Genomic DNA, 14,944 nt, shown 5'->3' with positions numbered 1-14,944 from the left:
GATCATCTGACTTTTACTGAAACATGCCTAATAATCCATCCGAACTCAAAGCCAGCGGCCTCAAAGCGACTCTGCCACGGCTCAAAATCCTTGAAATTTTCCAGAACACTGAAGTCCGGCATTTGAGTGCAGAAGATGTCTATAAAATTTTGCTGGCCGACAATCTTGATGTCGGATTGGCAACGGTTTACCGCGTATTGACCCAGTTCGAGCAGGCCGGCCTCTTGCAGCGCAATCATTTTGAAACTGGTAAAGCTGTGTTCGAGCTCAACGAAGGATCTCACCACGACCATCTGGTTTGTCTTGACTGCGGCAGGGTGGAAGAGTTCTTCGATGCTGAAATCGAGAAACGTCAGGTTAAGATCGCTCAGGAGCACAACTTCGAGATCGCCGACCACGCTCTGGCCTTGTACGGTCGTTGCAAAGACTGCCAAAAAGACAAGAAATAAGCTGGTACAGACTAGCAAAGAATAAGCTGCACCACCTGATCCGCTCCAATTTCGTTGGCCTGTCAAAGCACAGAGCCAGAAGTACAGCCAAGCAAACAAAAGCCATCTTCTGGATGGCTTTTTTATTTTCGTTTGATTTTGCTCTGCGCAATGTTAAGCAAGGTAAGGCAATTGCAACAACTGGTTGTTGACTGGTTGTTTCTTGGATTTTGCTTAGGTATTGCTGAGTGCGCTCGAGAGCAGTTTGGCGGTGATGTCGACGATCGGAATAACCCGTTCGTAAGCCATCCGGGTTGGCCCGATCACTCCCAGCGTGCCGACAATCTTGCCATTGACTTCATAGGGAGCGGTGACGATGCTCATGTCATCCATCGGCACCAACTGCGATTCACCGCCGATGAAGATCTGTACTCCTGTGGCCTTACTGGAGACATCGAGCAATTGCATCAGACTGGTCTTCTGCTCGAACATTTCGAACAGTTTGCGCAGCGAGCTCATGTTGGAGGAAAGGTCTGCCACGCTCAACAGGTTACGTTCACCGGAGATGACCACGCTGTCAGAATCTTCACTCATGGCGTCACTTCCCGCCTCCACGGCCGACTGCATTAACTGGCTCATATCGTCGCGCAATTGTCGCAGCTCGTTTTGTAAGCGCAGACGCACTTCGTCGAAGCTCAGTCCGCCGTAGTGCTGATTGATGAAGTTGGCCGCCTGTACCAATTGTGACGGAGTGTAATCAACCTCAGTCAGTAGCAGCCGGTTCTGCACATCCCCTCCCTGTCCCACGATCACCAGCAGAATGCGTTTCTCGGACAGGCGCAGAAACTCGATTTGCTGAAACACGGATTCACGTCGCGGCGTCATGACCACTCCGGCGAACTGAGAGAGCGAAGACAGCACCTGCGCTGCGTTGGAGATGATCTTTTGCGGTGAGTTGATGGGCAGACGAGTCTGAAGTCGTGTTTCCAGCGCTGCTTCGTCGATAGTTTCGATGGTCAGCAGGGTATCGACAAAGACCCGATAGCCGCGCGGTGTTGGTACGCGGCCAGCCGACGTGTGCGGGCTGGCAACAAAGCCCATTTCCTCGAGATCGGCCATGATGTTACGGATCGTTGCCGGCGACAACTCCAGTCCGGAAATCTTGGAAAGCGCGCGCGAGCCGACCGGCTGACCGTCGGCAATATAGCGTTCGACCAGAGCTTTGAGCAGGGTTTGGGCGCGGTTATCTAGTTGCATTTCTTTATTCTAACGATCGGGCGGCAGTGCTGCCAGGGTTTCCTGTTCTGTATTCCTTGTCAAACACTGGTTAGCCCTAGCCAATGCTGCAGTTCATGAAGATTGGTACAGACTACGTCGGGTTGTATTTCAGCCGGTAATTCTCGCGCAAAGCGATTCATCCAGGCCGCACGCAAGCCGGCCTGCTGGGCGCCGAGGACATCAAGCGTCAGGTCGTCGCCGACATAGAGCGTATGCGCTGGCTCGACGTCGAGCGCCGAGCAGGCGGCATGAAAAATACTCGGATCCGGTTTTGCAGTGCCGAATTGATGGGCCGCAATAGAGACCTCGAAGTGTCCGGCCAGTCCGATGACGCCAAGGTCGGCGAAACCATTCGATACCGTACCCAGTTTCAGACTTGATTTCATGCTTTGCAGGCCCGGTACCACATCATCAAACGGGTTGACTGCATTGCGGGCGCGACTGAACAATTCCATTGCCGGGTCGGCCAGCGTAACGTCCTCGTGGCATTCGGCCAGTACCTCGCTGAGTACCGTGTGCCGCAGCGCCCATAAATTGATACGGTAAGCTGGTTCGCGTTGTGCCAGCAACTGCCTGCGCTGACGCAGGCTGCTGATAGTGTGCTGCGCCGTCACTGCAGGGGCGTGTTGTTGCAGCCAGGCATACAGTTGCTGCTCGGCTAACACCAGAACGGGCTCAATCGCCCATAGGGTGTCGTCCAGGTCGAACAGGACTGCCTTGATGCTTGTTTTGTTCATCAAATCTTCCAATTTATGTTCTAATCCGCAGCATGTGGCCTATCAAATTACCCGTGCAGGCGGCAACGCCGAAAACCATCGCCATCGTCGGCAAATTTCATGCCGTCGGGATTGCGCAGTCTTTGTCCGATATCGCAGCATTTCTTGAAGCACACGGGCATACCATCGTCTTTGAAGCAGAAACTGCTCAGAATGTCCGGCTGGACGGCTATGAAGCCATGACGCCGGAGCAGATCGGCCAGTTCGCCGATGCTGCCATTGTCGTCGGCGGCGACGGTACCATGCTCGGTATTGCTCGTCAGCTGGCACCATTCAACGTACCGCTGATCGGCATTAACCAGGGACGTCTTGGCTTCATGACCGATATTTCGCTAGACCGAATGATACCGGTATTGGCCGATATGCTGGATGGAAAGGTGGAGGCGGAAACTCGCTCCCTGCTGGAGGCCACCGTATTCAGAGAAGGCGAGCAGATTTTTCATGCGCTGGCTTTCAATGACGTGGTAGTTGCGCGTGGAGCATCTTCCGGTATGGTTGAGCTGACGGTCAAGGTTGATGGCCGCTTTATGTACAACCAGCGTTCAGATGGCTTGATTGTCGCTACTCCTACCGGCTCTACCGCCTACGCGCTGTCGGCTGGTGGTCCGATTCTGCATCCCAGTCTGCACGGTATTGTGCTGGTGCCAATCGCACCGCATGCGTTGTCGAACCGGCCGATTGTCATCCCGGATTCCTGTGAAATTCTGATTGAAGTCGTAAATGGCCGCGATATTAGTGCCAACTTTGACATGCAATCGCTGACTAGTCTGTCCTATGGTGACCGGATCGTCATCAAGCGCTCCGAGCATAAAATTACCTTCCTGCATCCACATGGTTGGAGCTACTACGACACGCTGCGCCAGAAATTGCACTGGAACGAATACCCCTCTGCAGAAGGCCGTCTACAATAAGCGCCTGCTGTACCAACTGTTTTCAAAAAAACCTTTCTTCCGATCCCATGCTGCGTACTCTGTCGATTCGTGATTTTGTGATTGTCGATGCCATTGAACTCGAATTTGCCCCTGGCTTTTCCGTGTTTACCGGTGAAACCGGCGCCGGCAAGTCGATTTTGATTGATGCGCTGACGCTGGCACTGGGTGGTCGTGGCGACGCCAGTGTGGTGCGTGAAGGTGCAGGCAAGGCGGATATCAGTGCTGATTTTTCGGCGAATGATGAGGTCTCGGCCTGGCTGCAGGCTAACGAGTTTGCCGATGATGAGGGCAATGTGCTGCTGCGCCGCGTGATTGATAACGCTGGTCGCTCGAAGGCCTATATTAATGGTATTGCCGCCACCGCGACGCAATTGCGGGAGTTAGGTGAATTGCTGGTTGATATTCACGGGCAGCATGCCCATCAGTCGCTGCTCAAGGCCGATGCCCAGCGCCAGTTGCTGGACAGTCAGGCTGGATTGACTGACGCAGGCAAAGCTGTTGCGGTCGCCTTCAAGATCTGGCGCAATCTGGCCCGCCAACGGGAAGAGTTTGAACGCAATGCGAAGAACGTGCTGATGGAACGGGAGCGTCTCGACTGGCAGGTCAATGAGCTCGAAAAGCTGGCCGTCAAACCGGGCGAATGGGTGGATATTAGCAATGAGCACAGTCGGCTGTCGCATGCCGCCAGTTTGATTGATGGTGCGCAGGAAGCGTTGTCGGCGATCTCGGAATCGGATTTTCCTATTCTGTCGCAGTTATCGTCCCTGAACCAGAAGCTGACCAAGCTCACCGATGTCGATGCTGCGCTCAAGCCGGTACTCGATGCGCTGGAGCCGGCTCAGATTCAGTTGCAGGAAGCGGTCTATGCGCTCAATGATTATCTGGGGCGTGTGGAGCTTGATCCTTCCCGTTTGCAGCAGGTTGAACAGCGACTCGAAGCGATCCATTCCACGGCGCGCAAGTTTCGTGTTGATCCGGAGCAATTGCCGCAGGAACATGAACGTCTGGCGCAAGAGCGCTCGCAGCTAGCCGATGCCAGCGATCTCGATGCGATGCTGGCACAAGAAGAAAAGCTGCGCGCCGCCTACCTGGCCGCGGCAGAGAAACTATCTGCTGAGCGTACCAAAGCCGCGCAGGCACTAGGTACTGCCGTGACTGCCGCGATGCAGGATCTGAGTATGACCGGAGGTCGTTTCGCGATTGCGTTGACACCGTGCGAACCGGCTGCATTTGGCATTGAGCAGGTGGAGTTTCTGGTGGCGGGGCATGCCGGTGTGGCACCGCGTCCGCTGGCGAAGGTCGCCTCCGGCGGTGAATTGGCCCGGATCGCTCTGGCGATTTCGGTGATTGCCTCGTCGGCAACGGCGACGCCGACATTGATTTTCGATGAAGTCGACAGCGGTATTGGTGGTGGTGTTGCCGAAGTGGTTGGACGTCTGCTCAAACGGCTCGGTCAGGAGCGTCAGGTGCTGTGCGTTACGCACTTGCCGCAGGTGGCAAGTCAGGGCAATCAGCATTATCAGGTCAGCAAACGCAATGCAGATGGCAAGACCCTGTCGCAGATCGCCGCGCTGGACGCCAAGGCGCGTATCGAGGAAATCGCCCGTATGCTGGGTGGCCTGGAAATTACGGCAACAACGCGCAAGCACGCACGTGAACTGCTGGCGCTTTAGCAAATTGCCAAAGCAGGCCACGCATTTTTTAAGCTAACTGAACCCGATTTTAAGGAAGCGGCTCTCCATGTCTTTTCGCAAAGAACCACCTTATGTTCACGGGACCAGCACACAGACTGCGGTTGTGCTGGTCAATCTGGGAACGCCAGAAGCACCGACAGCCAAAGCGGTGCGGCGTTATCTGAAGGAGTTTCTCTCGGATCCACGCGTTGTGGAAATTCCACGTGCACTCTGGTGGTTCATCCTGAATCTGATTATTCTGCCTCTGCGTTCCGGTAAATCGGCCGAAAAATATGCGTCGATCTGGTCGCCGCAAGGCTCTCCGCTGAAGCTTAATACCGAACGTCAGGCCAATTTGTTGCAGCAACAGCTGCAGTCGCGCGGGCATCGTGTCAAAGTGATCTATGCCATGCGCTACGGACAGCCGTCTTTGCCAAGTGTACTTGATGAACTCAAAGTGCAGGGTTGTGACCGGCTCGTGATATTGCCCGCCTATCCCCAGTACTCGGGAACCACGACTGCCTCCATTTTTGACGCGGTATTCGCGCATTTTGCCAAAGTGCGTAATGTGCCTGAGCTGCGTCTGATCAAGCATTATCACGATCATGAAGCTTATATTCATGCGCTCAAGTCCTCGGTGTTGGTGCACTGGGACGCCTATGGTCGGCCCGAGAAGCTGATCATGAGTTTTCACGGTGTTCCTAAACGGACCTTGATGCTGGGCGATCCGTACCATTGCGAATGTTACAAGACGGCTCGACTGCTGGCGACGGCGCTGGGCTTGAGTGAGGGCGAGTATCTGGTGACGTTTCAGTCGCGATTTGGCAAGGCGGAATGGCTCCAGCCTTACACCGCGCCGATCATACAAAAGCTGGCCCAGGAGGGGGTGGAAAAAGTCGACGTCATTTGCCCAGGCTTTACCAGCGATTGTCTGGAGACGCTAGAAGAAATAGCGCTCGAGGTGAAGGCGGATTTTCTGCTTGCAGGTGGGAAGGAGTTTCGTTTTATTCCTTGTCTCAATGACTCCGCGCCATGGGCCCAGGGCATGATGGAAATTGTCGAGCAGCACCTGCATGGGTGGCCCACGGTGGCGGGAAGTGCCTGGCGAGAAGAAGAGGCCAGACAGGCAAAAATCTCAGCTGAACAGGCACGTCTGCTTGGCGCCGCGCAATAATTGTACAGACATAGCAGATTCGTCTGCTGTCATGCGCCTGGTAAGCTCGTGTTGCAGAGGCTGGAAATCATGTTTCCAGCAGCCAGGCTGTTAAAATATACGGCTGGGTTTGGTGCGAATGTTGCTTTGCGGGATCGTTCGATGCTTTCCTCGTATTGCGAATAGTCAATACAGGGCAACGAGTTGTGAATAGCTGATCCAGGCAGCAGCAAGCAGAGCGTATGCAAGAATAGTGGCGGAGATAAGCGGCAATTTCATGACGCCTCCTTGGAATGAGGGGTAAGTAAGCTTTCGGTTTAATCATAAATGTTGCACCGCAAACTGTTAAGCTCATTCTAGTAAATTTTGTAACTGGACGTTAGGGCGGGCTTAGAACGTTTAGTTAGATTGCCCTAGGCGATCCATGCGTTTTGAGCAAAAAAATTCCTTGCGTCATGCTGGTAGCCACCGAATTGACCCATCATTTGTCGATAATGCCCCTTGATTTATTAGGGGCAAGCCCAATGTGGAACCGCATGCGCACAGGGCGCTGACCATCAAATACGCATTAAAGTTGGAGATTGATTAATTATGCAAGAGACCGAAAAACAAACGGAAAGTCAGGCAGAAAATCCTGCTGAGTCCGCAGCGCAAGCTCAGGCGACTCAGGATTCCTCCGCGCAACAGGCGACAGCCGAAGCGGCAAGTGAATCGCCTGTCGAGCCTGTGGCTGCAGCGGGTAATCTCGCGGAGCAATTGTTGGCTGCGCAAGCTAAAATTGCTGAAATGCAAGACGCGTTTCTCCGCGCCAAGGCAGAGGCTGAAAACATTCGTCGTCGTGCACAGGACGACATCAGCCGTGCGCACAAATTTGCAATTGAAGGTTTTGCCGAGTCGCTGCTTGCAGTCAAGGACAGTCTCGAAATGGCATTGAAAATCGAAACGCCTTCGGTTGAGTCCCTCAAGGAAGGTGTGGATATGACATTGAAACAGCTGTCGTCCGCCTTTGAAAAGAACAAGCTGCTGGAAATCCATCCGCAGGCCGGTGAAAAGCTCGACCCGATGAAGCATCAGGCAATATCTGCAGTACCGGCCGAGCAGGAGGCCAATACTGTCGTGGTGGTATTGCAAAAGGGTTATACGATTTCCGACCGTTTGTTGCGTCCTGCGCTGGTGACCGTGGCTCAGGGGAAATAAGCGGCATAAATTTTGCTTTTTATGTCGTTTTAAGCGCTTGAAAAGCAGAATTTCCCTCCACATATTAAAACTATCAAAATCATTGTTGTTCCCCTTCGCAAGGGGATTTAAGGAACAGAGGAAAAATCATGGGAAAAATCATTGGTATTGACTTGGGTACAACCAATTCGTGCGTTTCGGTCATGGAAGCTGGTCAACCAAAAGTTATCGAGAACTCCGAAGGCGCGCGTACAACGCCTTCGATCATTGCTTATCAGGAAGATGGCGAAGTCCTGGTCGGTGCGCCTGCCAAGCGTCAGGCGGTCACCAATCCAAAGAACACCATCTATGCGGCAAAGCGTTTGATCGGTCGTAAATTTGAAGAAAAGGAAGTGCAAAAAGACATTTCCTTGATGCCTTATCAAATCGTCAAGGCAGACAATGGTGACGCCTGGATCGGCGTGCGCGACAACAAGCTGGCGCCACCGCAGATTTCTGCTGAAGTCCTGCGCAAGATGAAGAAGACCGCAGAAGACTATCTGGGTGAAGAAGTGACCGAAGCGGTCATCACCGTACCAGCCTATTTCAACGATGCGCAACGTCAGGCAACCAAGGATGCTGGTCGTATCGCCGGTCTGGAAGTCAAGCGTATCATCAACGAACCAACCGCTGCGGCGTTGGCCTTCGGTCTGGACAAGACTGAAAAGGGTGACCGCAAGATCGCCGTCTATGACCTCGGCGGCGGCACGTTTGACGTATCGATCATCGAAATCGCCGATGTTGATGGCGAAAAGCAGTTTGAGGTGCTGTCCACCAACGGTGACACCTTCCTCGGCGGTGAAGACTTCGACCAACGCATCATTGATTACATCATTGACGAATTCAAGAAGATCAACGGTCTTGACCTCTCCAAGGATGCGATTGCGCTGCAACGTATTAAGGCGTCGGCTGAACGTGCCAAAATCGAACTGTCGTCTTCGCAACAAACTGAAATCAATGAGCCCTACATCGCCATGGCCAATGGCGCGCCGGTTCACCTGAATCTCAAGATCACCCGTGCCAAGCTGGAGTCGCTGGTTGAAGAACTGATCAGCAAGACCATCGAGCCATGCCGTATTGCCATCAAGGATGCTGGCGTAAAAGTGACTGATATCGACGACATCATTCTGGTCGGCGGTATGACACGGATGCCTAAGGTGCAGGAAAAGGTCAAAGAATTCTTCGGCAAGGATCCGCGCAAGGACGTCAATCCGGATGAGGCGGTGGCAGTCGGTGCAGCGATCCAGGGTTCGGTATTGTCCGGTGAACGCAAGGACTTGTTGCTGCTGGACGTGACACCACTGTCGCTGGGTATCGAAACCATGGGCGGCGTGATGACCAAGATGATCAAGAAGAACACGACCATCCCGACCAAATTCAGCCAGGTCTTCTCGACAGCAGACGACAATCAGCCAGCGGTTACCATCAAGGTATATCAGGGTGAGCGCGAAATGGCGTCGGGCAACAAGGGCCTGGGCGAATTCAATCTGGAAGGTATTCCACCATCACCACGTGGCACGCCACAAATTGAAGTGACCTTCGACATCGATGCCAACGGTATTTTGCACGTAGGCGCCAAGGACAAGGCCACCGGCAAGGAAAACAAGATCACCATCAAGGCGAACTCTGGCCTGACTGAAGATGAGATCGAAAAGATGGTGCGTGATGCCGAGGCGAATGCTGAAGAAGACAAGCGCCTCAAGGAATTGGCTGAAACCCGCAATCAGGGCGACGCACTGGTACATTCGACGCGCAAGGCACTGACCGAGTACGGCGACAAGCTCGATGCTGGCGAGAAGGAGGCAATTGAAGCCGCTGTCAAGGAGCTGGAAGACGTGTTGAAGGCCAATGACAAGGCAGCAATCGATGCCAAGACCGCAGCATTGTCGGTTGCCGCTCAGAAGCTCGGTGAAAAGATGTATGCCGATCAACAGGCGCAGCAAGCTGCAGGTGCAGCCGGCGCGGCTGATGGTGCAGGTGCAGCAGGTGCTACCGGTGCCGGTGAGGCGCGTCCAAAGGATGACGATGTTGTCGATGCTGACTTCAAGGAAGTGAAGTAACTGGCGAATTAACTGAGCGCGCTGGCAGCGGCGCGCTCTTGTGCGACCTGCTACAGGAATACTTCAAGCAATACGTCAGGCAGCATTGCTGCATGACACGCCGAGTCAGACGGTTGCAAAATCGTCTCTCGGCTTTTTCACATTGTTGGTTTCATCGGTTCCTGAAGTTTGTATCCGGTTGTTTGTCTTCGGTTCAGCACGTGATTTGACAGGGCATGCGTTGAGCTGATCGCGCAGGTATGTCTGATGTGCTGTTGGCTGCGCACTGATCGGATTCAGGGACAGGAAATGTCCAATAACAAGGTGGTATAAAACATGGCAAAACGTGACTTTTACGAAATCCTGGGTCTAGCGAAGAATGCGACCGAGGAAGAGATCAAGAAGGCTTATCGCAAACTGGCGATGAAATACCATCCTGATCGCAACCCTGACAGCAAGGGGGCGGAAGAGAAATTCAAGGAGGTCAAGGAAGCCTACGAGATGCTGTCCGATCCGCAAAAGCGCGATGCTTACGATCGCTATGGTCACGCTGGAGTTGACCCGAACATGGGCGGCGGCGGTGGTGGCGCAGGTGGTTTCGCGGATGCGTTCGGCGATATCTTCGGCGATATCTTCGGAGGTGGTGGTGGCGGTGGCCGAGGTCGCAGTTCGGGACCGCAGGTCTATCGTGGCGCCGACTTGCGCTATAACCTGGAAATCACGCTGGAACAGGCGGCTCACGGTTTCAATACCACCATTCGCGTACCTTCCTGGGATGAGTGCGATACCTGCCACGGCTCGGGAGCTAAACCCGGTACCAGCCCAACGACCTGCGGAACCTGCGGTGGTCATGGCCAGGTGCGGATGCAGCAAGGTTTCTTCAGCATTCAGCAAACTTGCCCCAAATGTCACGGTAGCGGAAAAGTCATTCCAGAACCATGCCCGACTTGCGCCGGGGCCGGCCGCCTCAAGCGCAACAAGACGCTGGAAGTGAAGATTCCTGAGGGTATCGATGACGGTATGCGGATCCGCTCGTCAGGCAATGGTGAGCCCGGCATGAACGGCGGTCCTCCAGGTGATCTGTATGTGGAGATCCACATCAAGCAGCATGAAGTGTTTCAGCGTGATGGTGATGACCTGCATTGCGAAATGCCGATTTCGTTTGCCAAGGCAGCATTGGGTGGCGAGATTGAGGCGCCGACACTCAATGGTCGTGCCTCATTTACTATTCCTGAGGGTACGCAGTCCGGCAAGACTTTCCGCCTGCGCGGCAAGGGTATCAAGGGCGTTCGCTCGGGTTATGCCGGTGACTTGTTCTGTCATGTGGTCGTTGAAACACCGGTCAAGTTGACAGATCGTCAAAAGGATCTGTTGCGGGAATTCGAGAAGCTCACAGCAGAGGGCGGTGCTAAGCATAGTCCTCAGACCAAGACCTGGAAGGATAAGGTCAAGGAGTTTTTCGAGTAATGGATCAGGCCGATGACGTTTGCCAAGGTGTCGGCCTTTTCTTGTGTTTCGAAGAGTCTATCCTCAACCTCCTAACCAGCTCTTGAACCAGCTCTTGATGACGATGAAAACACCAAGCCAACACGACCAGGTGCAGCAGCAGTTGCTGCAAGGAAATCGCCGCTGGGCGACCGAAATTACTTCACGCGATCCCGATTTCTTTCTGCGACTGGGTGCGCAGCGCTCGCCGGAATATTTCTGGATTGGATGCTCCGATAATCGCGTACCAGCTAATGAGCTGCTCGGATTGCAACCGGGCGAGCTGTTTGTTCACCGCAATATCGCCAACGTCGTGGTACACACCGACCTCAATTGTCTTTCGGTATTGCAGTTTGCGGTAGATGTCTTGAAGGTCAAGCATGTGATCGTCTGCGGGCATTATGGCTGCGCGGGCGTGCAGGCCGCCCTGAATAAGCGTCGCGTTGGTCTGGCTGACAATTGGCTGCAACATGTCCAGGATGTGCACGAAAAGCACAGCGACTGCTTTCATGATCATCAATCCGAAGGCGATCAGCACGATCGTTTGTGCGAACTCAATGTTCTGGAGCAGGTCGCCAATATCTGCCGTACCACAATCGTGACCGACGCTTGGGAACGTGGGCAGGCACTTAGCATCCATCCTTTGGTGTATGGCGTGCACGATGGCTTGCTGGAGGCGTTGTCGCCGACCATCAGTAATGCCGATGAATGCAATCGCTATCTGTCAGAAAGTCTTGCCTTGTACCGCAAGGCCAATGCGACTGGGGGCAGCTGATTGCCTGATTGAACGCTCTCCGCTAGTCGAAAAAGCCTGCTCTGGCATCTGCCGGGCAGGCTTTTTTACGCGCGTTTGATTTACGCACCGTTGCTTGGGCATGCGCAGGCACAAATCGCTTGTGCCTAGCGGATTCATGGTAAAGCAGGGTCTTAGAAGCAGTGCTCGCTGGCCGGAAACTGCTCTTGCTTGACCGCCGTTACATAGGCGCGCACAGCCTCATCAATGCTTCCGGCACCTTCCATGAAATTTTTCACAAAACGTGCTTTATGCCCTGGGAAGACACCAAGCATGTCATGCATCACCAGCACCTGGCCAGAACAGGCAGAGCCAGCGCCGATGCCGATGGTGGGGATATGCAAAGCTGCCGTCACAGAGGCACCTAGCGTTGCAGGGATGGCCTCCAGCACGAACAATGCCGCACCGGCATCCTGCAGGGCCAGCGCGTCTGCCAGCAGTCGCTCTGCAGCTTGCTCGGTTTTGCCCTGGACCTTGAAACCGCCCATCTGGTGCACTGATTGTGGCGTCAACCCAAGGTGCGGGCATACCGGGATACTGCGATCTGTCAGAAAGCGCACGGTCTCGGCGAGCCAGGCACCGCCCTCCAGTTTGACCATGTGCGCGCCCGCTTGCATCAATTTCACAGCATTGTCGAATGCTGCCGTGGGTGTGGCATAGGTACCAAATGGCATGTCTGCCACCACCAGCATGTGTGTATTGCCGCGTGCGACGCTGGCAGTATGGTAAGCAATCTCGTCGAGTGTGACCGGTAAGGTTGACTGATGGCCCTGGCACACCATGCCGAGGGAGTCTCCAATGAGTACCGTATCGATACCACAGCGATCCATCACCGCAGCAAAGCTGGCGTCATAACAGGTCAGCATCGTGATTTTCTCGCCTTTATCGCGCATGGTTTGCAGCGTGTGGCGGGTAACGGCTTTTTTGCGGATTTCGGGCGACTCTTGCAAATAGGCTGCCATGGTGGCTTCTCCTCGGTTCATGAAAATGCGCCAGATGCATGTTCATGGATATCAATAATGTGAATTGCAGTCCCCGCAGGGAAGTCCAGAAGCCTTGTCAGGTATCTCTGGCGTGCTCAGCGAGCCCGCATTGTAGGAGATTGACGCCGGGTTGTCAGCGCATACTGACCCAAGGCGCGAGCCGGTCATTGTTGCATGCGACAGGAGTGTTAGATTTTGGCAATATTTGTCACGTTCCCCGGTGCTGAGCGTGATATGCGTCGCTCGAATAGTGCAGAATAAGACTTGTCATTGTTGTTGCGACTATTGGCATTTACGGTAAGCCCAGCAGCGGAATATCACAAGGAGTTGAGTTTCGCCAGCGATACTGATGTAATCAAGAAAAACTAACATTCGGATTGGGAAATTGTGAAGTCCAGATACCACGCCTTGCTGGCGATTTTTGGGGGTAATGTATTGCTCCTTGCGCTATTGGCATCGACTTGGTGGGTTGGCGCCATTGCGGGGGGGGTGATACTGGCAGCCGTGATTCTGGTATTCAGGCAGATTGCCTTGAGGCAATCAGATGACGTATTAGTGCCGGCGGGGACGACGGTTGATTCTGAGTTGCCGACCTTGGTCCAGCAGGTAGTGCCAGCTTGGCGAGATAACATCCAGTTGGCACGAGTCCAGACTCAGGAGGCCATCGACAGGCTGGTTGTGCGTTTTGTCGGCATTCATCAGCGTTTGGCTAGCGCACTGAATCTGGCCGAGGGGAAAAATGGTGATATCGCTCAGGTTATCCAGAGCGCTGCAGTGCAGCTTGGCAGCGTTGCCGCGGCGCTGGAACATGTTTTGTCGACCCGCAATATCCTGTTGCAGAAGATTGAATTGCTACGCCAGCACAATGATGAAATTCTCCATCTTGCTCAGGACATGAATCGTCATCTTGACCAGCAAACCGGGACAGACTTTGCCAGCAGTCAGGGGCGATTAAGCGAGCTGATGGCAGTGTCTGTCACTTCCAGCGCGGCAATTACGCAAAAATCCCGGATGATTGCCTCGCAGATAGCGGTGGCGCTGTCTTCCAGCAAGCAGCTCGATACAGAGGCCAGTTCGATGGTAATTGACTCACATCAAGTCATCGATACCGTGATTGCAGATTTTCGACAGTCAGCGCTCAAGCTCAGCGGTACAGTAGACCAACTGGAAGGTGAAAACCGAGAAGTAGATCTGGAAGTCTGCGACATTCTGGTGAATTTGCAATTTCAGGATCGTATCAGTCAGATTCTCGATCACGTACAGAAAGACATGGTCAAGCTGGAGCAAATGCTCAATACCAGTGCGCCATTGCCAGCGGCACAGCAGTGGCTGGATGCGCTGGCACAGACCTATACCACGCTCGAGCAACGTCAGCGCCATGCCGGGCAGCAAGCGGATAAATCGATGCATTCCCAGGTCGACTTTTTTTAATGTGACATGTCATGACGAAACCGATTGATAACCAGGGCCCGTGGAGCATCAACACATGAGTGCCAAGACCATTCTTATCGTTGATGATTCGTTCAGTTTGCGTCAGACCATTAGCCTGGCACTCAAGATTGCAGGTTATGAAGTCGTTGAAGCAATGGATGGGCAGGATGCGCTCAATAAACTGGATGGACGGAAATACAACTTGGTCATCTCGGACGTCAATATGCCCAATATGGACGGTCTCAGTTTCGTGCGTGCGCTGAAACTGCTGCCGGATTACAAATTCACGCCGGTGATCATGTTGACCACGGAAAGCACCGATGCCCGCAAGCAGGAGGGGCGTTTGATCGGTGTGCGTGCCTGGGTACACAAGCCTTTTTTACCCCCGGTATTGTTGGATGCGGTAGCCAAGCTGATATTGCCATAGGAGGATCCCATGCCATTGACACAAAGTACCCAAGAAGGGCATCTGCTACTGCAGATCAGTGGCAGCTTCACCATTTTTCAGGCGCGTCAATACAAGGATCAACTATTGCAGCAGTTGGCACTTCCGGGTGATTTGCTGGAGCTGGACTTGAGTGCCGTCGAGGAAATCGATACCGCCGGGCTGCAATTGTTGTTGCTGTTGCGTCGAGAGGCCGGCGCGCTGCACAAACGCATGCAATACAAGAGTTTCAGCCCGGCGATCGAAAACATGATCGAGATGCTGCAGCTACAGCACATCTTCCCGATAGCACCGCTACCGGGGCGGAGCTGAA

General features: G+C 53.8%; 14 protein-coding genes. 11 read left to right on the top strand and 3 right to left on the bottom strand.

The window, feature by feature from the left end; all coding sequences use genetic code 11:
* The first annotated feature begins 23 nt into the window (after window positions 1-23).
* Window positions 24-449 (top strand): ferric iron uptake transcriptional regulator, encoded by a 426-nt coding sequence (gene fur, locus FHW66_RS10440; protein ID WP_183379733.1) that lies wholly within the window; start codon window positions 24-26, stop codon window positions 447-449.
* 213 nt (window positions 450-662) lie between these two features.
* Here fur and hrcA read toward each other — a convergent pair whose 3' ends face one another.
* On the bottom strand, window positions 663-1,685 hold the full coding sequence (gene hrcA / locus FHW66_RS10435; RefSeq protein WP_183379732.1) for a heat-inducible transcriptional repressor HrcA: 1,023 nt from the start codon (window positions 1,683-1,685) through the stop codon (window positions 663-665).
* 59 nt (window positions 1,686-1,744) lie between these two features.
* Window positions 1,745-2,443, bottom strand: coding sequence for an HAD family hydrolase (locus FHW66_RS10430; protein ID WP_183379731.1), 699 nt, complete (start codon window positions 2,441-2,443; stop codon window positions 1,745-1,747).
* 32 nt (window positions 2,444-2,475) lie between these two features.
* Between FHW66_RS10430 and FHW66_RS10425 the strand changes: the two genes are divergently transcribed.
* The 7 genes from FHW66_RS10425 (at window position 2,476) to can (ending at window position 11,754) form a co-directional block, all read left to right on the top strand.
* Entirely contained in the window at window positions 2,476-3,393 is a 918-nt protein-coding gene (locus tag FHW66_RS10425; protein WP_183379730.1) for an NAD kinase, read from the top strand.
* 47 nt (window positions 3,394-3,440) lie between these two features.
* Window positions 3,441-5,087 carry a DNA repair protein RecN gene (gene recN / locus FHW66_RS10420; RefSeq protein ID WP_183379729.1) on the top strand — a complete coding sequence of 549 codons (1,647 nt, stop codon included), beginning with the start codon at window positions 3,441-3,443 and terminating at the stop codon, window positions 5,085-5,087.
* Between the two features lie 67 nt (window positions 5,088-5,154).
* On the top strand, window positions 5,155-6,261 hold the full coding sequence (hemH, locus tag FHW66_RS10415; protein ID WP_183379728.1) for a ferrochelatase: 1,107 nt from the start codon (window positions 5,155-5,157) through the stop codon (window positions 6,259-6,261).
* A 570-nt stretch (window positions 6,262-6,831) separates the two neighbouring features.
* Window positions 6,832-7,437, top strand: a complete 606-nt coding sequence (gene grpE, locus FHW66_RS10410; RefSeq protein WP_183379727.1) for a nucleotide exchange factor GrpE — start codon at window positions 6,832-6,834, stop codon at window positions 7,435-7,437.
* 128 nt (window positions 7,438-7,565) lie between these two features.
* Window positions 7,566-9,515, top strand: coding sequence for a molecular chaperone DnaK (dnaK, locus tag FHW66_RS10405; RefSeq protein ID WP_183379726.1), 1,950 nt, complete (start codon window positions 7,566-7,568; stop codon window positions 9,513-9,515).
* Window positions 9,516-9,830: 315 nt separating this feature from the next.
* Entirely contained in the window at window positions 9,831-10,961 is a 1,131-nt protein-coding gene (gene dnaJ, locus FHW66_RS10400; RefSeq protein WP_183379725.1) for a molecular chaperone DnaJ, read from the top strand.
* Between the two features lie 103 nt (window positions 10,962-11,064).
* Window positions 11,065-11,754 carry a carbonate dehydratase gene (gene can, locus FHW66_RS10395; protein ID WP_183379724.1) on the top strand — a complete coding sequence of 230 codons (690 nt, stop codon included), beginning with the start codon at window positions 11,065-11,067 and terminating at the stop codon, window positions 11,752-11,754.
* 152 nt (window positions 11,755-11,906) lie between these two features.
* Here the strand turns inward: can and panB are convergent, their stop codons facing one another.
* A complete protein-coding gene (panB, locus tag FHW66_RS10390) occupies window positions 11,907-12,734 on the bottom strand; it encodes a 3-methyl-2-oxobutanoate hydroxymethyltransferase (RefSeq protein WP_183379898.1) in 828 nt (275 codons plus the stop codon).
* A 408-nt stretch (window positions 12,735-13,142) separates the two neighbouring features.
* On the opposite strand from panB, the gene FHW66_RS10385 reads away from it, so the two are divergent.
* The 3 genes from FHW66_RS10385 to FHW66_RS10375 are packed head-to-tail and all read left to right on the top strand — an operon-like array spanning window position 13,143 to window position 14,943.
* Entirely contained in the window at window positions 13,143-14,186 is a 1,044-nt protein-coding gene (locus FHW66_RS10385) for a chemotaxis protein (protein WP_370543442.1), read from the top strand.
* 55 nt (window positions 14,187-14,241) lie between these two features.
* Window positions 14,242-14,613 (top strand): response regulator, encoded by a 372-nt coding sequence (locus FHW66_RS10380; protein WP_183379723.1) that lies wholly within the window; start codon window positions 14,242-14,244, stop codon window positions 14,611-14,613.
* A 9-nt stretch (window positions 14,614-14,622) separates the two neighbouring features.
* Window positions 14,623-14,943: an STAS domain-containing protein gene (locus FHW66_RS10375; protein ID WP_183379722.1), complete on the top strand. Its 321-nt coding sequence runs from the start codon at window positions 14,623-14,625 to the stop codon at window positions 14,941-14,943.
* The last annotated feature ends 1 nt before the right edge of the window (window position 14,944 follow it).

Origin of the sequence: Herbaspirillum sp. Sphag64, from assembly GCF_014192645.1 — a bacterium.
Taxonomy (GTDB): Bacteria; Pseudomonadota; Gammaproteobacteria; order Burkholderiales; family Burkholderiaceae_D; genus Herbaspirillum.
Note: the sequence above shows the minus strand (reverse complement) of the source record. Positions and strands in the feature narration are given on the sequence as shown.